This is a genomic window from Actinacidiphila sp. bgisy145 (assembly GCF_057708125.1).
Genome location: NZ_JBYIRL010000025.1, coordinates 113,821 through 137,194, shown reverse-complemented (window position 1 = coordinate 137,194; position 23,374 = coordinate 113,821). Strand labels below are relative to the sequence as shown.

13 protein-coding genes are annotated in these 23,374 nt (G+C 74.2%); 4 read left to right on the top strand and 9 right to left on the bottom strand.

The features are described 5' to 3' along the window. Positions 1-273 precede the first annotated feature (273 nt). Positions 274-834: a MarR family winged helix-turn-helix transcriptional regulator gene (locus AC3ERT_RS22865; protein WP_335980938.1), complete on the bottom strand. Its 561-nt coding sequence runs from the start codon at positions 832-834 to the stop codon at positions 274-276. A gap of 164 nt (positions 835-998) precedes the next feature. On the opposite strand from AC3ERT_RS22865, the gene AC3ERT_RS22860 reads away from it, so the two are divergent. Next, a complete protein-coding gene (locus tag AC3ERT_RS22860; RefSeq protein ID WP_435176471.1) occupies positions 999-2,297 on the top strand; it encodes an MFS transporter in 1,299 nt (432 codons plus the stop codon). 1 nt (position 2,298) lies between these two features. On the opposite strand, the gene AC3ERT_RS22855 is transcribed toward AC3ERT_RS22860, so the two are convergent. Together AC3ERT_RS22855 and AC3ERT_RS22850 are read right to left on the bottom strand one after the other, a co-directional pair. Next, positions 2,299-4,068, bottom strand: coding sequence for an ATP-binding SpoIIE family protein phosphatase (locus AC3ERT_RS22855; protein ID WP_435176469.1), 1,770 nt, complete (start codon positions 4,066-4,068; stop codon positions 2,299-2,301). Positions 4,069-4,181: 113 nt separating this feature from the next. Beyond that, positions 4,182-5,657, bottom strand: a complete 1,476-nt coding sequence (locus AC3ERT_RS22850) for an NAD(P)/FAD-dependent oxidoreductase (RefSeq protein WP_435176467.1) — start codon at positions 5,655-5,657, stop codon at positions 4,182-4,184. Between the two features lie 320 nt (positions 5,658-5,977). On the opposite strand from AC3ERT_RS22850, the gene AC3ERT_RS22845 reads away from it, so the two are divergent. Both AC3ERT_RS22845 and AC3ERT_RS22840 read left to right on the top strand, forming a co-directional pair. Next, a complete protein-coding gene (locus AC3ERT_RS22845) occupies positions 5,978-6,862 on the top strand; it encodes a TetR/AcrR family transcriptional regulator (RefSeq protein ID WP_335980942.1) in 885 nt (294 codons plus the stop codon). Positions 6,863-7,289: 427 nt separating this feature from the next. Further along, positions 7,290-9,197: a sigma-70 family RNA polymerase sigma factor gene (locus AC3ERT_RS22840; protein ID WP_435176481.1), complete on the top strand. Its 1,908-nt coding sequence runs from the start codon at positions 7,290-7,292 to the stop codon at positions 9,195-9,197. 37 nt (positions 9,198-9,234) lie between these two features. Here AC3ERT_RS22840 and AC3ERT_RS22835 read toward each other — a convergent pair whose 3' ends face one another. The 4 genes from AC3ERT_RS22835 to topA form a co-directional block, all read right to left on the bottom strand. Continuing rightward, complete coding sequence (locus AC3ERT_RS22835) at positions 9,235-9,948, bottom strand: DsbA family oxidoreductase (RefSeq protein ID WP_335980945.1); 714 nt, start codon at positions 9,946-9,948, stop codon at positions 9,235-9,237. A gap of 43 nt (positions 9,949-9,991) precedes the next feature. Further along, complete coding sequence (locus tag AC3ERT_RS22830) at positions 9,992-13,387, bottom strand: AfsR/SARP family transcriptional regulator (RefSeq protein ID WP_435176464.1); 3,396 nt, start codon at positions 13,385-13,387, stop codon at positions 9,992-9,994. Positions 13,388-13,519: 132 nt separating this feature from the next. Beyond that, positions 13,520-16,879 (bottom strand): dTMP kinase, encoded by a 3,360-nt coding sequence (tmk, locus tag AC3ERT_RS22825; protein WP_435176462.1) that lies wholly within the window; start codon positions 16,877-16,879, stop codon positions 13,520-13,522. A 158-nt stretch (positions 16,880-17,037) separates the two neighbouring features. Beyond that, positions 17,038-19,914: a type I DNA topoisomerase gene (gene topA / locus AC3ERT_RS22820; RefSeq protein WP_435176460.1), complete on the bottom strand. Its 2,877-nt coding sequence runs from the start codon at positions 19,912-19,914 to the stop codon at positions 17,038-17,040. 477 nt (positions 19,915-20,391) lie between these two features. Here topA and AC3ERT_RS22815 point away from each other — a divergent pair, with 477 nt between their 5' ends. Beyond that, positions 20,392-20,808, top strand: coding sequence for a DUF2752 domain-containing protein (locus AC3ERT_RS22815; RefSeq protein WP_335980949.1), 417 nt, complete (start codon positions 20,392-20,394; stop codon positions 20,806-20,808). Positions 20,809-20,914: 106 nt separating this feature from the next. Here the strand turns inward: AC3ERT_RS22815 and AC3ERT_RS22810 are convergent, their stop codons facing one another. Together AC3ERT_RS22810 and AC3ERT_RS22805 are read right to left on the bottom strand one after the other, a co-directional pair. Next, positions 20,915-22,507, bottom strand: coding sequence for a DUF7059 domain-containing protein (locus AC3ERT_RS22810; protein WP_435176458.1), 1,593 nt, complete (start codon positions 22,505-22,507; stop codon positions 20,915-20,917). Between the two features lie 49 nt (positions 22,508-22,556). After that, positions 22,557-23,222: a small secreted protein gene (locus AC3ERT_RS22805; RefSeq protein WP_435131370.1), complete on the bottom strand. Its 666-nt coding sequence runs from the start codon at positions 23,220-23,222 to the stop codon at positions 22,557-22,559. Positions 23,223-23,374: the final 152 nt, after the last annotated feature.

The window sequence follows — 23,374 nt, the reverse complement described above, 5'->3', positions numbered from 1 at the left end:
CTCGGCCGGTCGGACCAAATCGGCCCGGTCCTTCGAAACTCCGCTCGCATTCCGCAAAAACGCACACCAAAACGAGGACACGCCGAAGCGCGTATCGAGTCGAGAGGTCACTGCGGGATGGCTGGCCCGGGACCGACCAAGATCGGTGCTCACGTCGGACAGCTCGCGGTACGTTACGCATCCGTCCCGGTGATGTCAACCGCCGGGTCGACCGGCCGGTCAGAGGCGAGGAACCGCGCGGGTTCTGCGGCGAATTCCGCGGCGAGGAGGACCTCAGTCCAGGTCTTCGAGACGGCCGCCGGCGTCGGGCTGGTCGGACTCCACCCGGCGCAGCAGGCGGGTCAGGATCTCGCCGAGCGCCACGCGTTCGATCGGGGTGAGGTCCTGGAGCAGCTCGTCCTCGAAGACCGCGGCCAGGCGCATCGTCTGGAGCCACTTCTCGCGGCCCTCGTCGGTCAGCTCGACGATGACGCGCACGCGGTTGGACTCGTCGCGGGCCCGGGTGACCAGACCCTCGGTGACCATGCGGTCGATCCGGTGGGTCATGGCGGCCGGCGTCAGCCCGAGGCGCTTCGCGAGGTCGCCGGGACCCAGCTGGTAGGGCCGGCCGACGACGACGAGGGCCTTGAGGACCTCCCACTCGGAGTTGCTGATGCCGAGGTCGACGAGCTGGCGCCCGTAGGCGACGTTCATCCGGCGGTTGAGCCGCCCGAGGGCGGTGACGACCTTCTCGACCTGCGGGTCGACCTCCGGGAACTCGCGCTGGTAGGCGGCGATCTGTTCGTCGAGGTCCAGCTCCTGCGGGGTTCCCGCGGAGCCCGGGGCTGCGGTCATGCCCCTGAGTATGCCACGGAAAGAGATTGCGCTAAAGCCCTTCGCTGTGTAGTCTTTAGCTTCGAAGTTTAGAGATGAAGTCTTCACTCCGAAGCTGTTGCGGTTCGGAGGATGTGGCTGGTGCCGTGCCTGGAGAGGGCGCGGCCGTATCGAGTGAGGTGAGTGTGACCACCGCGATGGGCGCCGCGCTGCGCCGTATCCAGCTGGGGAACGCGTTGAGCGCGTTCGGCAACGGCTTCACCGTGCCCTTCACGTTTGTCTACGTGTCGCAGGTGCGGGGGCTGGGTGCCGGTATCGCGGGCGCGGTGCTGGCGACGTTCGCCGTCGCCGCGCTCTTCGTGCTGCCCTTCACCGGTCGGGCGATCGACCGGCGCGGTCCGGTGCCGGTGGCCGTGGTGGGCACCGTGCTGGCCGCGTGCGGCTCGCTCGGGCTCGGGCTGTCCGGCAGCGAGGCGGGCGTCATCGCGGCGGCGGGCGCGCTGGGCGCGGGGATAGCCGTGGTCCAGCCGGCGCTGGCGACGATGATCGTGTGGTGCTCGACCACCGCGACGCGGTCGCGGGCGTTCGCCATGCAGTTCTTCCTGAACAACCTGGGGCTGGGCGTCGGGGGTCTGATCGGCGGCCTGATCGTGGACACCGCGCATCCGTCCTCGTTCATCCGGCTGTTCGCGATCGAGGCGGCGATGTTCCTGGTGCTCGGTGCGGTGATCGCCACCGCGCGGGTGCCCGGGGCGCCGCGTATCGCGGCCGTGGGCCGGACCGAACCCGGCGCCGGGGCCGCTTGGCGGGCGCTGCTGCGCGACCGGGCGATGGTGATGGTCTGCGTGCTCGGCTTCGTGATGTTCTTCGCCTGCTACGGACAGTTCGAGTCGGGGCTGTCGGCGTTCGCGGTGGAGGTCACGCACATCTCGCCGGCCACGCTCGGGGCTGCACTTGCAGCCAACACCGCGATGATCGTGCTGGCGCAGTTCGTGGTGCTGCGGCTGGTGGAGCGCCGGCGGCGCAGCCGGGTGATCGCGGCCGTCGGCCTGGTGTGGGCGGTGGCGTGGCTCGCGGCCGGCGTGTCGGGGCTGATCAGCGGCAGTCACACGCTGGCGGTCGCGGCGATCATCTCGACGTACGCGCTGTTCGGGTTGGGCGAGGCGATGCTGGCGCCCACCGTGAATCCGCTGGTGGCCGATCTGGCGCCGGAGCGGATGGTCGGGCAGTACAACTCGGCGTTCGCGCTGGTGAAGCAGTTGGCGCTCGCGCTGGGCCCGGCGGCTGCCGGGGTGATCGCGGCGGCCGGGGCGTATGACGCCTACATCGTGCTGCTGATGGTGTGCTCGCTGGCGATATCGGTGACGGCGCTGCGGATGGCGCGGCACCTCTCACCGGTGCAGGACAGCCCGGCGCCGGTGGCGCGGGTGGTGGCGCAGTCGGCCCGTCCGGAGCCGGCCGCGGCCGAGCGCATACCGGGCTGAGTCAGGTCGGCAGGGTGAACTCGCACCAGACGGCTTTGCCGCCGCCCGGGGTGCGGCGGGAGCCCCAGCCGGTGGCGATGGTCGCGATGATCGAGATGCCGCGGCCGGCCTCGTCGGCGAGGTCGGCCCGCTGGCGGCGCGGCAGGTGCTCGTCGCCGTCGGTGACCTCGATGATCAGCCGCCGGTCGGTGCGCCGCAGCCGAAGCCGCATCGGCGGGATGCCGTGCTTGAGCGAGTTGGCGACGAGTTCACCGGCCGCGAGCACGCCGAGGTCCCGCAGTTCGGTGGGGAAGCGCCAGGAGGCGAGCACCCCGGAGGCGAAGGCGCGGGCGCGGGGTGCGGCCTCGATGCCGCCGAGCAGGTCGAGCGAGGCGTTTCGGAAGAGTTCCGCGTCGGCGCCGGTGTGCTCGGGGTACTGGAGCACCAGGACGGCCACGTCGTCGTCGTGCTCCGAGGTGACGCCGAGGGAGCGCAGCAGCCGGTCGCAGATCACCTGGGGTGCGCCGGTGGCGCCGGCCAGGGCGCGGGTGAGGGCGGCGACGCCTTCGTCGATGTCCTGGTCGCGGCGTTCGATGAGGCCGTCGGTGTAGAGCACCGCGGTGCAGCCGGGGCCGAGCGGCACCGTGCCGGAGCTGTGAATCCAGCCGCCGGTGCCCAGGGGCGGTCCGGTGGGTTCCTCGACGGTGTGTACGGCGCCGTCGGGGTCGCGGATGAGGATGGGGAGGTGGCCGGCGCTGGCGTAGTGCAGGCGGCCCTCGCTGGGGTCGTGGACGGCGTAGACACAGGTGGCGATCTGGGTGGCGTCGATCTCGGCGGCGAGTTCGTCGAGGAGTTGGATCACCTCGTGCGGGGGCAGGTCGAGCCGGGCGTAGGCGCGTACGGCGGTGCGGAGCTGGCCCATCACGGCGGCGGCGCGCACCCCGCGGCCCATGACGTCGCCGATGACCAGGGCGGTGCGGCCGGCGCCGAGGGTGATGACGTCGTACCAGTCGCCGCCGACGGCCGCGTCGGTGCCGCCGGGCTGGTAGGTGGCGGCGACGCGGAGGTCGTCGGGCTGTTCCAGTTCCTGGGGCAGCAGGCTGCGCTGGAGGGTGACGGCGGTGTCGCGGAGGCGGCGTTCGCTCTCGCGGAGGCGTTCGGCGGACCGTACCTGGTCGGTGACGTCGGCGCCGAAGACGAGGACGCCGCGTTGCTCGGGGTCGAGGTGCCCGAGCTGGACGGGGGTGCAGGTGAAGGTGAAGTAGCCGTCGCGGGTGGCGGTGCCGGGGCCCGGGCGGGTGCCTTGGGCCACCTTGCGGGCTTTGACGGTTCGGGGGCGGCCGCTGCGGTGGACCTGGTCCATCAGCGGGAGCAGGCCGAGCTCGCCGAGTTCGGGCAGGGCTTCGCGGGCGGGTGTGCCGGTGGTGCGGGCGCCGAAGAGGTCGGTGTAGGCGTCGTTGACGAAGCGGACCTCGTGGCCGGGGCCGCGGGTGACGGCGATGAGTGCGGGGAGGCGGCTGAGCACCCCGCGGACGGACTGTTCACTCGCGGGGGTGGTGTCGTCCGCCGCCGGGGTGTCCTGGGCTCCGGCGCCGTCGTCGGGGGCCGCGCCGCCGGGGTTGCCGGCGGCGTTGCCGCGCTCGGCGGGGGCGGTGGCGGCACCGTTGGGGTCGGCGCCGCCGGCCGGGCCGGTGGTGCCGGGTACGGGGTCGCCGGCCTTGCCGCGTGCTGCTGGTACGGCACTGCGTCGCTGTGTTCCGGGGAGCCGGGCGCTCCAGCGCGTAAGGTTCAAACGTCCGATTCCTCGTATTTGTCACTCTTTGCCAGTGCTGTTGCACGCGTGGTCACGCGTCCAGTGTGGCCGAAGCTCGGCGGGGTCGGGAATCGCTGAGCGGCCGGGCGGGGTCAGGGCGCGTCGGGTTTGCGCTCGGAACCGGCCGCGAGTTCGAACTCTGCGCGCGGGTGTTCCAGCGAGCCGAGCGAGACGATCTCCCGCTTGAACAGGCCGGACAGCACCCACTCGGCGAGGATGCGGGCCTTGCGGTTGAAGGTGGGCATCCGGCTGAGGTGGTAGATCCGGTGGATCAGCCAGGCCGGGTAGCCCTTGATGGCGCGGCCGCGGACCAGGGCGACGCCCTCGTGCAGGCCCAGTGAGGCCACCGCGCCGGCGGAGACGTGCCGGTAGTCGGTGAGCGTGCCCCCGTGCAGGACGGCGATGAGGTTGTCGGCCAGGACGCGGGCCTGGCGTACGGCGTGCTGCGCGTTGGGGGCGCACTCCGGCAGCTCGTCGCGGCCGTGTGCTTCCCGCTCCCCCAGCCCTCCGGCCCGCTCTTCGGCCTGTTCTCCTGCCTCTCCCTGTCCTCTGGTGCCCGGGGCCGGTGCGGCGCCCAGGTCGGGGAGGGCGCCCAGGTCGGGGACGGCGCCCAGGTCGGGGACGGCGGCCGCGTCGCCCGCCGACCACACCCGTTCGCTGCCCTCCACCCGCAGCGTGGCATCGACGCGCAGTCGGCCGCGGGCGCTCAGCGGCAGCCCGGTGGCGGCGAGCAGCGGTGCCGGTTTGACCCCGGTGGTCCACGCCAGGGTGCGGGTCGGCAGCCGGTCGCCGTCGGAGAGCACCGCGATCCGGTGCTCGCAGGAGTCGAGGCGGGTCTCCAGCCGGATGTCGATGTTGCGGCCGCGCAGCTCACGCAGCGCGTACCGGCCCAGAGCCGGGCCGACCTCGGGCAGGATGTGGTCGGACGCCTCGACCAGCACCCACCGAAGGTCGTCGGTGCCGATGTTGTGGTAGTACCGCACGGCGTAGCGCGCCATGTTCTCCAGCTCGCCGAGGGCTTCCACGCCCGCGTAGCCGCCGCCGACGAAGACGAACGTCAGCGCGGCCTCGCGCACCTCGGCGTCGCGGGTGGAGGAGGCGATGTCGAGTTGCTCCAGGACGTGGTTGCGCAGGCCGATGGCCTCCTCGACGGTCCTGAACCCGATACCGTTCTCGGCCAGGCCCGGCACCGGGAGGGTGCGGGAGACCGATCCGGGGGCGAGCACGAGGTGGTCGTAGGGGATCTCCAGCGCGTTGCCGCCCTCCTCCGTGGTGACCAGCGTGTCGACGGTGGCGGTGCGCTTGTCGGCGTCGATGGCGCGGGCCTCGCCGACGATGATCCGGCACTGGTCGAGCACCCGGCGCAGCGGCACCACCACGTGCCGCGGGGAGATCGAGCCGGCCGCCGCCTCGGGCAGGAAGGGCTGGTAGGTCATGTACGGCTGCGGTTCGACGACCACGATGTCGGCCTCATGGCGCTTCAGCCGGCGCTGGAGCCGCAGGGCGGTGTACATCCCCACGTAGCCGCCGCCGATGACGAGAATGCGCGGTGTGCTGGTCCTGGCCATGACTGCTGACTCCGTCGTCATTGCTCCATGACGCAATGGACCGCGGCCGTTTGTCCACAGTACGGACACGACCTTTCCGGAGCGCGGGCAAGGCGCCAGGTCAGCACGGTTGGGACGAGGAGGAGTTGGCGACCGCGGAGGGTGACGGCCGCGGGGGCGGCGCGTGCCGCCATGTGGCGGACCGGAAGCAGACCCTCTTCATTCTGGCCGCGGCCTCAACTATGTTCGTGTCTCGTAGTACCGCGCCACGGGCGCGGCGATCTTCACTATGGGTGAGGAGTCTCCGGGGGGAGACAGTGATTCACCGGGGGATGGGACAAATGCACATTCAGGATTCTCGCCGTACTTCGGCTGCCGATTCGGACCGTCCCGCAGGCGTCGAGCGCCCGGCGCCACTGCGGGTCGACGCCCAGCGGAATCTCGAACACGTACTGCGCGCCGCACGCGAGGTCTTCGGCGAACTCGGTTACGGCGCACCGATGGAGGACGTGGCCCGGCGGGCCCGGGTCGGTGTCGGCACCGTCTACCGGCGGTTCCCCAGCAAGGACGTCCTGGTCAGGCGGATCGCCAAGGAGGAGACGGCGCGGCTGACCGAGCAGGCGCGGACCGCGCTCGGCCAGGAGGACGAGGCGTGGTCCGCGCTCGCCCGCTTCCTGCGCACGTCCGCCGCCTCGGGCGCCGGGCGGTTGCTGCCGCCGCAGGTCCTGCGGGTGGACGGCGGGCCCGGGGGGAAGGAGCCGAGGCCCGGCGGCGACGAGCCGGTCCGGGTGCCGTCGCAGCGCACACCGGTGCCGGTGAGCCCGGCGGGCGGCGCGCCCGACCAGGCTGCTGCGGCCGGCACCGATCACACGGGAGCGCTCCCGCCCGAGCACACCGGCCCGAACGGCGCCGGGCCGGGCCGCTCCGCCGCCGAGTCGCGGGTGGACGACGACGGGGTGGGCACCCTGCTCGACGTCGTCGGCCAGCTGGTCGAACGCGCCCGTCAGGCAGGTGAGTTGCGCACCGACGTGTCGGTGGCCGACGTCCTGCTGGTCATCGCCACCTCGCCGCCCGCGCTGCCCGATGCCCAGCAGCAGGAGGCCGCTTCCGCCCGGTTGCTGGACATCCTGCTGGAAGGGCTGCGTCCGCGCCCGGGGGCCCGCCGCGGGGAGGCCGGGCGCACCGCCGAAGTCGACCACCACGCGGGCGCGGACCCGATCGAGTGACAGTGGAGGATGTGTGAACGGTGTGGCCACGGATGAGTGGTTCCTCCTGAACCCCTGACGCCGCTGTGGGGTCGTGTGTCACGCTTTCCCCGTGGATGAGCTGAACGGCGAGGCCGGCTCCGCGGCCGCGGGCCAGGAGACCGGCGACGCGGCGATGCCGCGCAGAGTGCCGGGGCAGCGCGACCCGTTCGCGCTGCCCGAGCCCGCCGCACCGGAGCCGACCCCGGCTCCCGCACCGACCCCGGGCCCTGCCGCCCCGCCCGCAACGGGCCCCGCGGCAGGGCCGGTCGGGTTGCCCACCGGTGCCCCGGCCGCCGACGCGCCCGGCGCGGGCCTGCCCGTTCCGGGCCCGGCCGGCATCGACGCGCCCGCCCCGGCACCGGAGTTGCCGGCCGACGCCGACCTGCGCCCGGCCGGGCACCCCGGCATGGAACCGGAAGAGGCGGCTGAGGCCGGTAAGGCCCCTGACGGGCCTCCCCCGGCCGAGGTCGCAGCCGTCGCAGCCGTCTCGGACGCCGACCTCGACGACACCCAGCCGACCGAGGCCGCCGCGGCGACCGGGACCGTACCGGCACAGTCCGCGCCCTCCGGCGCCCCGCCCGCCCGATCCGGCTACTCGGACGCCGAGTTGGTCGACCAGGTCAGGGCCGGTCAGGACAGCGCGTACGAGGAGCTGTACCGCCGCCACGCCGAGTCCGTACGACGCTACGCGCGTACCTGCTGCCGCGACGCCCACACCGCGGAGGACCTGACCGGCGAGGTCTTCGCCCGCACGCTCCAGGCCATCCGGGGGGGCAGCGGCCCCGAATCCGCCGTCCGGGCCTACCTGTTGACCACGGTGCGGCGGGTCGCCGCGTCGTGGGGCAACACCGCGCGCCGCGAGCAGCTCGTCGAGGACTTCGCGGTGTTCGCGGTCTCCGCGGCCGGCTCCACGGCCACCGAGCGCAGCGCGGACCTCGGCGCCGACGTCCGCGCCATGCACGAGGCCGAACGCAGCCTGGCCATCCGGGCGTTCCGCACCCTGCCCGAGCGGTGGCAGACGGTGCTGTGGCACACCGCGGTCGAGGACGAGTCGCCCAGCGAGATCGCCCCGCTGCTCGGCCTGACGCCCAACGCGGCGGCGGTGCTGGCGCATCGGGCCCGGGAGGGCCTGCGCCAGGCCTACCTCCAGGCCCACGTCAGCAGCACGCTGACCGCGGAGGGCGCGTGCGCCCGGTACGCCGACCGGCTCGGCGCGCACGCCCGCGGCGGCCTGCGGGTGCGCGCGGACCGGGAGTTGAACCGGCACCTGAAGGAGTGCGCGCGCTGCACCGCCGCCTCGGCCGAGCTCGCCGACCTCAACTCCGCCCTCAAGGGGCTGCTGCCGGTCGCGTACATCGGCTGGTTCGCCGCCGTCTACGCCACCAAGGCCGCCGGGATCGTGGTCGCGGGCGGTGCGGCCGCCACCGCCGCGGCGGGTGGCGCGGCAGCCGCTGCCACCGGTTCCGGCGGCAGCGGCGCCGCCGCCGGTGGCGCCGCGGCGGGCGAGGGTCTGGGGGCACCGGCCAAGGCCGGGATCGCCGCGGCCGTGGTGGTCGCCGCCGCCGGGGTCGCGTTCGCCTTCGCGCTGACCGGGGGCCACGAGAAGGCCCCGCCGAAGCCGCAGGCCAAGCCGCCGGCCACCGTGGCGGTCAGCTCCGCTCCCCCGGCGAGCCCGGCGCCGAAGCCGACCCCGAAGCCCGCGGCCCCCGCGCCGCCGGCGCCCGCGCCGACCACGGCGCCGCCGAAGCCCGAGCCGACACCCCGACCCACGCCGAAGCCGACCACGGCCAAGCCCACCCCGAAGCCGACTCCCACCCCGACCCCGACCCCGACGCCCACGCCGACCCCCACACCGCCGCCGGCCCCGGTCGCCTACCAGGTCAACTCGCTGCCGGTGATGGGTGTCAACGCTGCCGCCGACGAGCCGGCGATCGTCCCGCAGGGCCTGAACAGCTGGTGGTGGGACCGCTCCGACCCCGGCATCGGCGGCACCACCTACGACCACGGCATCAGCGTCCACGCGCCCTCCACGGTGAACATCGCGCTCAACCGCTCCTGCGTGTCCTACGACGCCCGCGCCGGGATCGACGACCTGGTCACGCCGCTGCTGCGCACCTCGGTCACCTTCGCGGTGTACGCCGACGGGAGCCGGCTGTGGCAGTCCGGCCCGGTCCACCCGGGCGACGCGGCCGTGCCGGTGCACGTCGACCTCACCGGCCGCAAGACGCTCCAGCTGGAGGTCACACCCGACTCCAGTGCCCTGGCCTTCGCCAACCTGGCGGACTGGGCCGACTCGGTGATCACCTGTAAGTGAACGCCCGTAAGCACAACTGGGCCGCCCGGCGCGCGGGTCACTCCACCGCGCAGGCCCCGTCGGCGCAGCCGTCCGCACCGGAAGCGTCGAAGGCGGCGGAGCCGTCGGCCGCCGTCTCCTTGGCCACCTGCTCCAGCACGCGCAGGAACGTCGAGGTCTCCTGGCCGCCCTGCACCGCCCACTGCCCCTCGAAGACGAAGGTCGGCACCGCGGTGATCCCGATCTCGCGGGCATGCGCGATCTCCGCGACGACCTCGTCCGTCAGCGCGTCGCCTGCCAGGAAGGCGGCCACCGCGGCGCGGTCGAGCCCGGCGGCGGCCGCGGCGTCCGCGAGCTGCTCCGGGTCGCCGATGTCCATGCCCGCGGTGAAGTGCCCGGCCATCAGCTCCCCCTTGAGCCGGCGCTGCGCGGGTGCGCCGTACTCGTCGAGCGCGAAGCGCAGCAGCCGGTGGGCGAGCAGCGAGTTGTTCTCCAGCACCGAGTCGAAGGCGAACGTCAGGCCCTCGGCGGCACCGAGCTGCGCGAGCCGCTCGTCCATGGCGGCGGACTGGGGCCCGTACTTCGCGTCCAGCACCTCGCGGTGCGGGAGCGGCTCGTGCGGCGCGTGCGGGTCGAGCTGGAAGGGGCGGTAGACCACCTCGACCGCGCCGCCCTGCGGGAACGCCGAAAGCGCCCGTTCGAAGCGGGCCTTGCCCAGGTAGCACCACGGGCACGCGATATCCGAATAGATCTCGACCTTCACGGCAGTCACTCCCGGGAGCCTTCAGCGGACCATCAGACTATCGATTGAAACATCAATCACTCGTCCGGGCGAGCCCGGCCAGCTCCTCCCCCGCCTCCTGCCGGCTCCACCCCGCCCCGCGCGCCCGCTCCCGGGCCGCCTCCTGCGGCGGGAGAACCGCCGCGGCGGCGGCACGTACCGCGTCGTCGTCGGCCCGCTCGGGCAGCGTCCGCGGCAGGTCGCCGCGGATCGTGTCCGCGGCGCCGGACATCCGCAGCGCCGCCCGTACCTCGCCCAGCGCGGCGAGAACCGCCGCCGCCGTGTCGAACTGGGCGCCGGTCACCGCCTCGGTGCAGCCCTCCTCCGCCGCCATCCGCACCGCCGCCGCGGCCTCGCGCAGCGCCCCGGGCAGGTCGCCCTCGGCGGCGGTGAGCTGCGCGGACAGCCCGCGCAGCAGGACGTGGAACATCGGCGGCGGGGTGCCGTCCGCGATCCGGTCCACCGCCGCCCCGTACAGCTCCCGGGCCCGCGGCACGTCGCCCTGCCGCAGCAGGACCGCCGAGCGCAGGTAGCGGATGTAGGTGCGGGCGTCCATCACCACATACCGCTCGGCCTCCTCGGCGGCCTCGTCCAGGAGCCGGTGGGCCTCGTCGTTGTCGCCGCACCGGTAGGCCAGTTCGGCCATCCGGCCGAGCAGGAACGCGCCCTCGCTGAAGGCGCCCAGCTCGCGGCCGAGCCGGTAGGCCGCCTCGAAGCCCGCGCGGGCCGCCGCGTGGTCGCCGCGCAGCGCCGCGATCTCGGCGCGGGCACCGTGCACCTGCGCCCTGATCCAGCGGTCCCCCAGCCGCTCGGCCAGCTCGCTCAGCTCCACCCAGTCCCGGTCCACCCGCGTCGTACCGCCCGGCGAGTCGACGGTCAGGTGCAGCCGGAACATCAACGCGGCCGCCAGCTCCCAGTCGCCGCCGTGGGCACGGCAGTTGTCGACGACGTGGTCGGTGAGGCCGGGGGCCATCCGGCCGCGGCCTGCCACGTACAGCGTGAAGGGCCACAGCATCCCGGGGAAGCGGGCGGCGGGTTCCCCCGCATTCCGGTAAGCCGCCACGAGCCGGTCGACCGTCACCGCCACCTCCGGCGCCGACCACTGCTCCTCGGTGGCCCGGTCGCCCTGCACGAACAGCAGCAGCAACTGGAGGTCCAGGCGCGGCCAGTACATCGGGTCGCCGGTGTCGTCCAGCCGGTCCGCGCCGAGCGCGGCCACCTCGGTGAGCCAGCCGACCGCCTCGTCACCGTAGTTGCGCAGCCACCAGAACCACCCCATGGCCAGCGCGATCGGGACGGCGTCGGCCTCCGAGCGGTGCCCGACCGCCCGGTGCAGCGCGGCCCGGACGTTGTCGAGTTCGGCCTCCATCACCTCGAACCAGTGCAGCTGGTCGCTGCCGCGCAGCAACGGGTCCACGGTCCCGGTCAGTTCGCGCACGTACGCGGTGTGCCGCTCGCCTGCCGCGGCGAGTTCGGCGGGTCGCTCGTGGGCGCGCTCCAGGGCGTACTCGTGGATCGTCTCCAGCAGCCGGTAGCGGGTGCCGGACGGGCCGCCGTGCTCGGCCACCACCAAGGACTTGTCGACGAGTTGGGCCACCGCGTCCAGGGCGTCGGGGCCGCACACGGCCTCGGCGGCGGTCAGCGTGCAGCCGCCGGAGAAGACGCTGAGCGCGCACAGCGTCGTACGCTCCCGTTCGTCGAGCAGGTCCCAGCTCCAGTCCACGACCGCGCGCAGGGTCTGCTGGCGCGGCAGCAGGGTGCGGCTGCCGCCGGTCAGCAGCCGGAACCGGTCGTCGAGCCGGTCGGCGATCTGCCGCGGGGACAGGGCGCGCAGCCGGGCCGCGGCGAGTTCGATCGCCAGCGGGAGGCCGTCCAGCCGGCGGCAGATCTCGCGGACCGCGGCGGCGTCGTCCGTCCCCGTACCGCGTGTGCCGACTCCGTCCTGCCCCGGGGACGGCTCGACGTGCGGGTCGGCGGACCGGTCCGCGGCCGGGCCGGGGATCTCCCGCGGGCGGGCGGTGCCGGCCCGCTCGGTGAACAGCCGGTAGGCGGTGCGCGGCGGCAGCGGCTCGACCGCGCGGACCACCTCGCCCGGCACACCCAGCGGTTCGCGGCTGGTGGCGAGCACAGTCAGTTCCGGGCAGCGCGCCAGCAGCTCCGCGGCCAGGTACGCGGCCGCCCCGATCAGGTGCTCGCAGTTGTCCAGCACCAGCAGCAGGCGGCGGCCGGTGCAGTACTCCACCAGCCGCTCCATCGGATGTTCGCCGCCGAGCGCGTCGCGGGCGGTGCCGAGGACGACGGTGTCGCGGCGCCCGAGCGCGTTGAGCACGGCGTGCGGGATGGCGTACGGGTCGTCCAGCGACGCGAGTTCGGCCAGCCACACGCCGTCCGGGTACCCGGTCTGCGCGGCCTCGGCCGCCTCCAGCGCCAGGCGGGTCTTCCCCGAGCCGCCCGGGCCGGTGAGCGTCACCAGCCGGGTGGCCGCCAGGTCGGCGCCGATCGCGGCGAGTTCGGTCTCCCGGCCGACGAAGCTGGTCAGCCGCGCCCGCAGGTTGCCCCGCGGCGCGGGTGGGGGTGCGGGCGGCGTGGACGCGGCGTGGCGGCGCCCGTCATCGGTCTTCTCCGACCCGCCCGGCCCGCCTGGTGTGCCCGGCGTGCCCGGGCCGTCCGGTCGGCCCGCGTACCGCGGTGTTCGGTGCGGCGTCTGCTGCGGTGCCTGGAGCAGTTCCGCGTGCAGGGCCTGCAGTTCCGGCCCGGGGTCGGCGCCGAGCGTCTCGGCGAGGACCGTCCGGGCCTCCTCGTACGCAGCCAGGGCATCGGCCCCGCGGCCGGTCGCCCGCAGCGCGCGGATGAGCTGGGCGTGGAACGGCTCGTCCAGCGGGTGCGCGACCACCGCCTCCCGCAGCGCCGGAAGCACGGCGGCGGTCTGCCCGCGGGCGAACTCCGCCTCGAACTTCGCCCGTAGCGCGGCCAGGCGCAGCGCGTCCGTACGGGCCGCCGCCGCGTCCCGGTCCGGCAGGTCCGCCAGCGCCGGGCCGCGCCACAGCCCGAGCGCCCGGTCCAGGGTGGCCGCCGCCCGGTCGGGGTCCCCGTCCCGCAGCTCCGCCTCGCCGGTGCGCAGCAGCGCCTCGAACGCGAACAGGTCGACGTTCTCCCGCGGCGTGTTCAGCCGGTAGCCGCCGGGCTCGGACGCCACCGCGTCCCGGCCGAGGGCCTTGCGCAGCCGGGCGACCAGGGCCTGGAGGGCGCCAGCGGCATCGGCGGGCGGGTCCTGCGTCCAGACCTCGGCGATCAGGGTCTCCGGGGCGACCGGCCGGCCGGCGTGCGCGGCGAGCACGGTGAGGACCGTACGGACCTTCGCCCCGCTCAGGGGCAGGACGGTGCCGTCCTCCGACCTGGCCTCGGTGACTCCGAGGACGAAGTAGCGCACGGCGCCTCCGCTCGTCCGCGCGCGGTCCTCGCGCGGGCTCGTCGTGTACGGCGCCTGCTGTCGTCCACCCGCCCGTACGTTCGCCTGCCCCCGCGCGTCGGGCGGGGGCAGGCGGTGGTCCGGGCGGCGGGCTCAGGCGCGCGGGGGGTCTTCCTGGTCCCGGGGGCCGAGCAGTTCGTCGGCGAGGGACGGCAGGTCGTCGAGGGGGGTCTCCTCGGCCCACTGCGGGCGGGGCCGGCGCGACTGGCCCGACTGGGCCGCGGGGATCTCCCGGGTGCGCTCGTCGCCGGTGGGCTGATCCGGGCGGAAGAGCCACGGCGGCACCCGGTCGGTGGGGTCCTCGGAGCGGGCCGTGCCGGGGACCGGCGGCGGCAGCTCGGTGGTCTCGTCGCTGCTGCCGGCGGGCTCGTCCACGATCGGCGCCATCACGGTGGTGGTCTCCGAGGAGGACGACGCCGGCGGCGTGACGGCCGGCAGCACCGTCGTCGCGTCGGCGTCGGTGCCGCCCTCTGCGGGCACGGCGGACATCACCGTGGTCGCCTCGGCGTCCGGCCCACCCGCGGCCGGGCCGGGGTCGGCGGGCAGGGACGACATGACCGTGGTCGCCTCGGAGTCGGACGTCGAGGCGGACGCCTGGCCGGAGCCGGAGCCCGCACCGGAAGCCGGACCCGAGCCGGACCCCGAGCCGGACCCCGCGTCCGAGCCAGAACCGCGGTCCGAGCCAGATGCGGGGCCTTCGTCGGCACCCGAGCCCGAAGCCTTGCCGTGCGAAGCGTCGCCGCCCTCGCCCGTACCGTCGTCCTGCCCGGCGCCGTCGCCGGAGCCCTCCGGAGGCGCGTCCGACACCGCCGGGAGCACCGCGGTCTCCTCCGAGTCGGCCGCGGCCGCCGCTGCGGCAGCCGCTGCCGCGGCGGCGGCCCGCGCCGCCTCCGCCCGCATCAGCGCCTCCTCGGCCTTGCGCTGCTTCTCCTCGCGCTTCTCCGCGGCCTCGGCGCGCAGCCGCGCCTGCTCGTCCGCCAGGCGCCGCAGCCGCTCCTGCTCGGCCTCGTACGCCGCTTCCTCGGCGGCGCGCTTGGCGTCCTCCTCGGCCTTGCGGCGGGCGGCCTCCTCCGCGGCGAGCCGGGCCGCCTCCGCCTCCTGCGCGGCCTTGCGCTCGGCGATCTCGCGGCGCGCGGCCTCCTCGGCGGCGAGCCTGCGCTCCTCCTCCTCGCGCCGCAGCCGCTCCAGCTGCTCCTGGCGCTCGCGCTCCAGCCGCTCCTCCTCGGCCTTGCGGGCGGCCTCCTCGGCGGCGAGCCGGGCCGCCTCCTCGGCGGCCTTGCGCTCGGCCTCGGCCCGCGCCTCGATCTCCTGGGCGGAGAGCGGCAGCATGCGGTCGAGCCGGTGCCGTACGACGGTGGTGACCGCCTCGGGGTCCTGCGCGGCGTCGACGACGAGGTACCGCGCGGGGTCGGCGGCGGCGAGCGTCAGGAATCCGGACCGCACCCGCTGGTGGAACTCGGCGGGCTCGGACTCCAGCCGGTCCGGGGCCTCGGTGAAGCGCTCCCTGGCGGTCTCCGGCGGCACGTCGAGCAGCACCGTCAGATGCGGGACGAGCCCGTCGGTGGCCCAGCGGGAGATCCGGGCGACCTCCGTCGGCGCGAGGTCCCGCCCGGCGCCCTGGTAGGCGACGGAGGAGTCGATGTAGCGGTCGGAGATGACCACGGCGCCGCGCTCCAGCGCGGGCTTCACGACGGTGTCGACGTGCTCGGCCCGGTCCGCGGCGTACAGCAGGGCCTCGGCGCGGTGCGAGACCCCGGCGGAGGAGACGTCCAGGAGTATCGAGCGCAGCCGCTTGCCGACGGCGGTGGCACCCGGCTCGCGAGTGACCACGACCTCGTGGCCCTTGGCCCTGATCCACTCGGCGAGCGCCTCGACCTGGGTGGACTTGCCGGCGCCGTCACCGCCCTCGACGGCGATGAAGAAGCCGTTGGCGGCAGGGCCGGTGGCCGGCTCCGCGCCGCGCAGCGCCTCGCGCAGGTCGCGGCGCAGCGGCACCCCGCTGCGGTCGTCGGTCTTGCCCAGCACCAGCGCGGCGACCGGCAGCAGCAGCGCGCCGACCAGGATCAGCGTGTAGGCGGCGCCGCTGTGATCGAAGGTGAAGTGGCCGTTCTGGACGCGGTGCGGGCCGATCGCGGCGGCGACCAGCGGCCCGCCGACCGCGGCCACCCCGAGGGCGGCGTGCACCACGGCGTGCAGGTGCTCGACGGTCCGCGTCCTGCGGCTCTCCTCGGTCTCCTGCTCGATCAGGGTGTGCCCGGCGTTCGCGGTGACACCGGCCGCGACACCGGCCAGCAGCGACAGCGCCAGCACGGTGGTCTGGTCGGGTACGACGCCGGTCAGCAGCAGCGCGATACCGGTGACGCCGGTGCCCACGGCCAGCAGGCGGCGGCGGGAGAGCCCGGGCAGGGTGTGCGGGGCGATCCGGATGCCGACCACGGTGCCCGCGGTCAGGGCCAGCACCAGCAGGCCGAAGCCGGTCGGCCCGAAGCCGAGGGCGAGCGCGTGCAGGACGGCGACCGCGACGGCGACCGCGATCGCGCCGGACACCGCGGAGGTGGCGAGCACCAGCAGCGGCAGTGCGCCGGTACGGCCCTGCTCGGCGCCCGCCGGGCCCTTCGGCAGCCGCAGGCCCTGGAGCGGGGAGCGGGGCTTCCTGGCGCCGCCCGCGGGCAGTTCCAGCAGGTACAGCATCGCCATCGAGGACGAGAAGAGCCCGGCCGCCACGTACGACGACAGCGCGACCTGGTGCAGGTGGAACCAGTCGACGCCCACCGCGATCAGCGTGTTGACGAGGGTGACGGCCACCAGGGACGCGGCGGCGATCGGCAGCGCGACGAAGCTCGTCCGCAGGTCGAGCCGGCGCAGCGTGGCGAGGAGGTCGGGCGCGGGCCGCACCGAGGTGTCGCCCGGCGCGGGCAGCAGCCCCGGGGCGGCGCCGTCCTTCGCGATCGCCCACAGGCGCTCGGCGAGCCCGACAGCGAAGGCCGTGCCCAGCAGCCACAGGTGCGCGGAGTGCGGGGTCCAGGTGACCCACAGCGGCGCGACGATGAACAGCGCGAGCCGTACGCCGTCGGCGCCGATCATCGTCCAGCGCCGGTCCAGCGGGCCGCTCTCCTCGGTGAGGCCGGTCAGCGGCCCGAGCAGTACCGCGCCGAAGAGCAGGGTGGCCACCAGGCGGGCGCCGAACACCGCGGCGACGCTGTACGCCACCCCGCGGTAGCCGCCTCCGAAGGAGTGGGCGGTCGCGGTGGCCTGGACCGTGAGCAACACCAGCACGAGCAGGCCGAGGCGGTCGGCGACCGCGCCCGTCAGTTGCGCGCTCCACAGCTTGCGCAGCGGCGGAATCTTCAGCAGCGCGCCCACGGCCCGCTCACGGGAGTCCGCCGAGAGGTCTTTCGCGAACGCCTCGGTGACGTCCGCCGCGGGCTGCGCTGGCTGCTCGGATCGCGTCATTCTGACAGCCTATCCGTCTCACCCGAACCAAACGTCTCCGCCCGAACAAACGGACAGTGACCCCTCTCCTGCGCTAGGGGGGCCGGTCTCCTGTGCTGAGGGGCCGGGCGCCGCCCCTGGATCGAGGCGGCCGCCCTCGGCGCCGTGGCCGGCGCCCTTCACTCCGTGGTGGAACTCGTCTTCTTCGCCGCGGTCTTCTTGGTGGCCGCGGCCTTCTTGGCGGGCGCCTTCTTGGCGGCCGTCGACGACGAAGCGGACTTCTTCGCCGCCGCCTTCTTGGCCGGGGCCTTCTTCGCCGTCGTCTTCTTCGCGGCCGTCTTCTTCTTCACCGGGCCCTTCGCCCGCTTCTCCGCGAGGAGTTCGTAGCCGCGCTCGGGCGTGATCGTCTCGACGTCGTCGTCACGGCGCAGCGTCGCGTTGGTCTCCCCGTCGGTGACGTAGGGGCCGAAGCGGCCGTCCTTGACCACGACGGGGCGCTCGCTGACCGGGTCGGTGCCCAGTTCCTTCAGCGGGGGCTTGGCGGCGGCGCGGCCGCGCACCTTCGGCTGGGCGTAGATCGCCAGCGCCTGCTCCAGCGTGATGGTGAAGAGCTGGTCCTCGCTCTCCAGGGAGCGCGAGTCGGTGCCCTTCTTCAGGTAGGGGCCGTAGCGCCCGTTCTGCGCGGTGATCTCCACGCCCTCGGCGTCGGTGCCGACCACCCGGGGCAGGGACATCAGCTTGAGGGCGTCGGCGAGGGTGACGGTGTCGAGCGACATGGACTTGAAGAGGGAGGCGGTGCGCGGCTTCACCGCGTTCTTGCCGGTCTTCGGGGTGTCCTCGGGCAGCACCTCGGTGACGTACGGCCCGTAGCGGCCGTCCTTGGCGACGATCGGGCGGCCGGTCTCCGGGTCGGTGCCGAGCGCGAACTCGCCGCTGGGCTTGGCGAACAGCTCCTGCGCCAGTTCGACGGTCATCTCGTCCGGCGGCAGGTCCTCGGGGACGTCGGCGCGCTGGTGGTCCTCCTCGCCGCGCTCGCCCTTCTCGACGTACGGCCCGTAGCGGCCGACCCGCAGCATGATGCCGTCGCCGACCGGGAACGAGGAGATCTCCCGGGCGTCGATCGCGCCGAGGTCCTCCACCAGTTCCTTCAGGCCGCCGAGGTGGTCGCCGCCGGCGGGGTCGGGCTGCGCGGCGCCGGACGCGGCGGCCCCGCCGTCCTGGCCGCCCTTGCCGTCCTGGCCTCCCTGGTTCTCCTGGCCGAAGTAGAAGCGGCGCAGCCACGGCACCGCCTCGGCCTCGCCGCGGGCGATCCGGTCGAGGTCGTCCTCCATGGAGGCGGTGAAGTCGTAGTCGACCAGCCAGCCGAAGTGCTTCTCCAGCAGGTTGACCACGGCGAAGGAGAGGAAGGACGGGACGAGCGCGGTGCCCTTCTTGAAGACGTAGCCGCGGTCGAGGATGGTGCCGAGGATCGTGGCGTACGTCGACGGGCGGCCGATCTCCTTCTCCTCCAGCTCCTTGACCAGGCTCGCCTCGGTGTAGCGGGCGGGCGGCTTGGTGGAGTGGCCGTCGGCGGTGATCCGGTCGGCGCTCAGCGCGTCGCCCTCGGCGACCTGCGGCAGCCGGCGCTCGCGGTCGTCGAGTTCCGCGTTCGGGTCGTCGGCGCCCTCGACGTAGGCCTTGAGGAAGCCGTGGAAGGTGATGATCTTGCCGGAGGCGGAGAACTCGGCGTCGCGGCCGTCGGAGGCGGCGCCGCCGACCCGGACGGTGACGGACTGGCCGGTCGCGTCCTTCATCTGGGAGGCGACGGTGCGCATCCAGATCAGTTCGTAGAGCCGGAACTGGTCGCCGGTCAGGCCGGTCTCGGCCGGTGTGCGGAAGCGGTCGCCGGAGGGGCGGATCGCCTCGTGGGCCTCCTGGGCGTTCTTGACCTTGCCCGCGTAGACGCGCGGCTTGTCCGGCAGGTAGTCGGCGCCGTAGAGCTGCGTGACCTGGGCGCGGGCGGCGCTGACGGCGGTCTCCGAGAGCGTGGTGGAGTCCGTACGCATGTAGGTGATGAAGCCGTTCTCGTACAGCTTCTGCGCGACCTGCATGGTGGCCTTCGCGCCGAAGCCGAGCTTGCGCGACGCCTCCTGCTGGAGGGTGGTGGTGCGGAAGGGCGCGTACGGCGAGCGGCGGTAGGGCTTGGACTCGACGCTGCGCACCGAGAACTGCGCGTCGGCGAGCGCGGTGGCCAGCGCCCGGGCGTGCTCCTCGTCGAGGTGCAGCACGGCGGCGTTCTGCTTCAGGGCGCCGGTGGAGGCGTCGAAGTCCCGGCCCTGGGCGACCCGGCGGCCGTCGACGGACACGAGCCGGGCGTTGAGCGTGGCGGGGTCGGACGGGTCGCCGGCCCGGCCGGTGTTGAAGACACCGACCAGGTCCCAGTACTCCGAGGTGCGGAACGCGATCCGCTCGCGCTCGCGCTCGACCACCAGGCGGGTCGCCACTGACTGCACCCGGCCCGCCGACAACCGCGGCATGACCTTCTTCCACAGCACCGGGGAGACCTCGTAGCCGTACAGCCGGTCGAGGATGCGGCGGGTCTCCTGGGCGTCGACCAGCCGCTGGTTCAGCTCGCGGGGATTGCGCACGGCCGCCTGGATGGCGTCCTTGGTGATCTCGTGGAACACCATCCGGTGCACCGGGACCTTGGGCTTGAGGATTTCCTGCAAATGCCAGGCGATGGCCTCGCCCTCGCGGTCCTCGTCAGTGGCCAGGAATAGTTCGTCGGACTCCTTGAGGAGATCCTTGAGCTTCTTGACCTGTGCCTTCTTGTCCGCGTTCACGACGTAGATGGGCTGGAAATCGCTGTCCACATTGACGCCCAGCCGCGCCCACGGCTGGCCCTTGTACTCCGCCGGCACTTCGGCGGCCCCGTTGGGGAGGTCGCGGATGTGCCCGACGCTGGCCTCGACGACGTATCCCGGGCCGAGATAGCCCTTGATCGTCTTCGCCTTGGCAGGCGACTCGACGATGACGAGTCGGCGGCCGCCCTGTGCGGTCTCGCGGGTCGGGGACAACTTCGCTCTTCTCTCCGGTTCGAAGGGGTGTCGCTGCGGAGTGTGACCGTACCTCCTGGGCCCGTGTCAAACGGGAAAAGTCCGCAACGCCACTCGAACGGTAACCCGATGTACGTTCTATCCACACCGCCGGGGTCCGCCGGCGGCTTCCCCCAGCAGGCTACGTCCACCCGCCTGATCCTGCCCGAAATCGCGGGTTCCGATCCTCGCGGCCGAAAACCGCCGCGGCGACCGGCCCCCGGCGGGTCCGCGGCGGCCGGGCCGGGCGGCGGGCGCGGGACGGCCCCGTGCGGTTCTGTAGCCGGTTTGTATCAAGGGCGGTACGGGACGCGGCGCACCGGGGGCTGCGAAAATGGCCGCGGACGGGCGGGTGGGCAGCCGCGCCCGCCGCGCAACGGTGGGAACGCAGGGGCGGGGGGACGGGGCATGTCCGACCAGGGTCCGTATCCGGACAGGTCGCGGCTAGCAGGTGAGCGGGTGAGCACTCCGACCGGCGCGGGGGTGCGGCCGGTGCGGCGCCGCCCGCACCCGGCGGTCCTACCCCTGGCCGCGCTCGCCGCCGCGGCCGCCGGGTCCGCGTACCTCTACCGCACCGACCCGCACCAGAGCGGTCACTTCCTGCCGCGCTGCCCCTTCAACTGGCTCACCGGGCTACTCTGCCCGGCCTGCGGCGGCACCCGCCTCGCGTACGACCTGCTGCACGGCGACCCGGTCCGGGCGTTCCATGACAACGCGCTGCTGCTGGTCCTGTCGCCGGCGCTGGCCTGGATGGCCGGCCGCTGGGTGGTCGAGGGGCTGCGCGGCCGGCGGTGGCAGCCGGTGCTGCGTCCCCGGACCCAGTACGCGCTGCTGGTGGCGGCGGTGTGCTGGACGGTGGTGCGGAACCTGCGCTGACGCCGGGGGCCGGCTGCTTCGTACGCTGCCCCGTCCGGTCCCGTTGCTCCGATTGCTCCGGTTACGCCGGTTACGCCGGTTACGCCGGTTACTCGGATTACTCCGATTACTCCGTGACCGGGTTGAGGAAGCCCTGCTCGACCAGCAGGCGGATCGACGCGGGGGTGCGGTCGCGCAGCAGCACCGGGTCCTCGTCCAGCAACTGGGCGATGGCGTCCACGATGCGGCCGGCCGCCAGCGTGCCGTCGCAGACCCCGGCGAACCCGGCGCCCACGGTGTCGACCTTGGTGGCCCGGCGCATGCCCCGCGCGGAGCGCAGCACCACGTGCTCGGGGTCCTCCGCGCCCGGCATCCCGACCTGCTCCTGCACGACGTCGGGCGCGAGGGTGAACCGGGCGGCGAGCAGCGCGGCGTCGTCGTGGCCGCGCAGGAAGTCCTGCCGCCCGAACCAGTCGGCGACGTACGGCCCGAGCGGCTGCTCCACCGGGTGCGGCCACTCCTCGGCGGTGACCGAAGGCTGCGCGGCACCGGACCTGCGCAGCGTGATCCAGCCGAAGCCGATGCCGTTGACCTTGTGCCGTTCGAAGTCCTCCAGCCAGGCGTCATAGCGGCGTGCGTACGCGGCCGGGTCGGCGTGGTGGTCACCGCCGTCGCGCAGCCACAGCTCGGCGTACTGCGCGACGTCCTGCACCTCGCGCTGCACGATCCAGGCGTCGCACCCGGCGGGCAGCCAGGAGGTGACGCGCTCACGCCAGTCCTCGCCCTCGGTGTGCTGCCAGTTGGCGAGGAGCTGGCAGTAGCCGCCTTCGGTGAGGTGGTCGGCGGACTGGTTGACGAGTTCGCGGCACAGGTCGTCGCCCGCCATGCCGCCGTCGCGGTAGGTGAACCGCCCGGCGGGGGAGATCACGAACGGCGGGTTCGACACGATCAGGTCGTACCGCTCGTCCCGGACCGGCGTGAAGAGCCCGCCCTCGCGCAGGTCGGGTTCGGCCGCGCCGGACAGCGCGAGGGTGAGCCGGGCGAAGTGCAGGGCGCGCGGGTTGACGTCGGTGGCCGTCACCCGCGTGGCGTGTCGGGAGGCGTGCAGCGCCTGCACGCCGGAGCCCGTACCGAGGTCGAGCACGCTGCCCACCGGTTCGCGCACGGTCAGCCCGGCGAGCGTGGTGGACGCGCCGCCTACGCCCAGCACGAGGTCGGCGCGGTCCACACCGGGCGCGCTGCCGATACCGGCCGCGCCGCCGACCGCGCAGCCGAGGTCGGAGACGATCCACCAGTCCGCGCCCTCGTCCCCGGCGTACGGGCGTACGTCGACGGTGGCGCGGACCTCGGCGCCGTCGCGGAGCAGCCAGCCCGCCGCCTCGTAACGGTCCAGGCCCCCGCCGCCGAGGGCGGTGCGGGCGCCGGCGAGCGGGACCGCCTGCTGGAGGAGGAAGAGCCGGACCAGGGTCTCCAGCGGGCTGCCGCCGCGGGTGGCGCGCAGCGCGGGGACGGTCTCGGCGCGGGACAGGGCCGCGTAGGCGACGGCCCCGAGCAGTTCCAGGCAGCCGTCGGCGGTGAAGTCGGCGGCGAGCAGATCGGCGCGGAGGGCGGGCGCGGCGGCGGGGTCGGGCAGGGGGCGGCCGGGGCCGCCCGGGCTGCCGGGGTGATGGGGATCGCCGGTCGGCCGGGTGGGGTTGCTCGGATCGCTCACGCCGCTCATTGTCCCGGAACTCGGGGCAGGGCGCGCCGCCGTGCCGCAGGAGGCGGGGTCAGGACTTCTTCGGGTCGGCGCTCGTCGTCGTGGTGGGTGTGGCGGTCGTCGTCGCCGAGGCGGCCGGGGTGGTCGGGGTGGTCGCACCGGCCGTCGGGGTGGTCACCTTGCCGCCGGAGACACCGCGGCAGCCGGCCTGCTGGGCGAGGGCCTTGCCCATGTCGCCCTTGCGGAGGGTGTCGAGGGAGGTCTGCCCCTTGGCGGCGGTCTGCTGGAGCGAGGTCGAGACGTCGCCGAGACCGGTCGCGAACTTGGTCTGGTCGCTGGCGTCCAGGCCGTCGACCTGCTTCTTCAGCGTGGCGTACTGGGTGGACTGCTGGGTGAAGACCGTGACCGCGTTCTTCTGGAACGTCGCGCCGTCGTCGCCGGGGGCGGCGCCGGCCTTCTGGAAGATCCCGGCGAGGGACGTGTAGGCGTCGGAGATCGACTGGAAGGCGGCGGAGTCGGCGCTCTTCACGTCCTGCGGCTTGCCGCCGCTGTCGACCTGGCCGAACGACGCGTTGGCGGTGTTGATCTTGCCGAGTTGGACCTGTGCCTGGTCGCAGACGCCCTTCGCCCAGTCGTCCTGCTTCTTGGCGGTGTCGTCCCCGCCGCACGCGGACAGCGCGAGCAGTGCGACCGCGCTGCCGGACAGCGCGGCCAGGAGCTTCTTCTTCACCTTCACCGGGTGGGTCCCTTCCGTGGCCTTCGGCCCCGGAACATACACGGCCGGGCGGTACGGCTCCGGCGGCGCCGACCTCTGCTGACCCCTTTCACCTGCTCTTCGATCGGTTCGCGCCACAGCCTGCACCGCAGGTGAGCGGCGGGCCCGCGGGC

Coding starts and splice junctions, on each gene's coding strand:
- AC3ERT_RS22865 (WP_335980938.1), bottom strand. CDS start 834: ATGACCGCAGCCCCGGGCTCCGCGGGAACCCCGCAGGAGCTGGACCTC.
- AC3ERT_RS22850 (WP_435176467.1), bottom strand. CDS start 5,657: ATGGCCAGGACCAGCACACCGCGCATTCTCGTCATCGGCGGCGGCTAC.
- AC3ERT_RS22845 (WP_335980942.1), top strand. CDS start 5,978: ATGCACATTCAGGATTCTCGCCGTACTTCGGCTGCCGATTCGGACCGT.
- AC3ERT_RS22840 (WP_435176481.1), top strand. CDS start 7,290: ATGGAACCGGAAGAGGCGGCTGAGGCCGGTAAGGCCCCTGACGGGCCT.
- tmk (WP_435176462.1), bottom strand. CDS start 16,879: ATGACGCGATCCGAGCAGCCAGCGCAGCCCGCGGCGGACGTCACCGAG.
- AC3ERT_RS22810 (WP_435176458.1), bottom strand. CDS start 22,507: ATGAGCGGCGTGAGCGATCCGAGCAACCCCACCCGGCCGACCGGCGAT.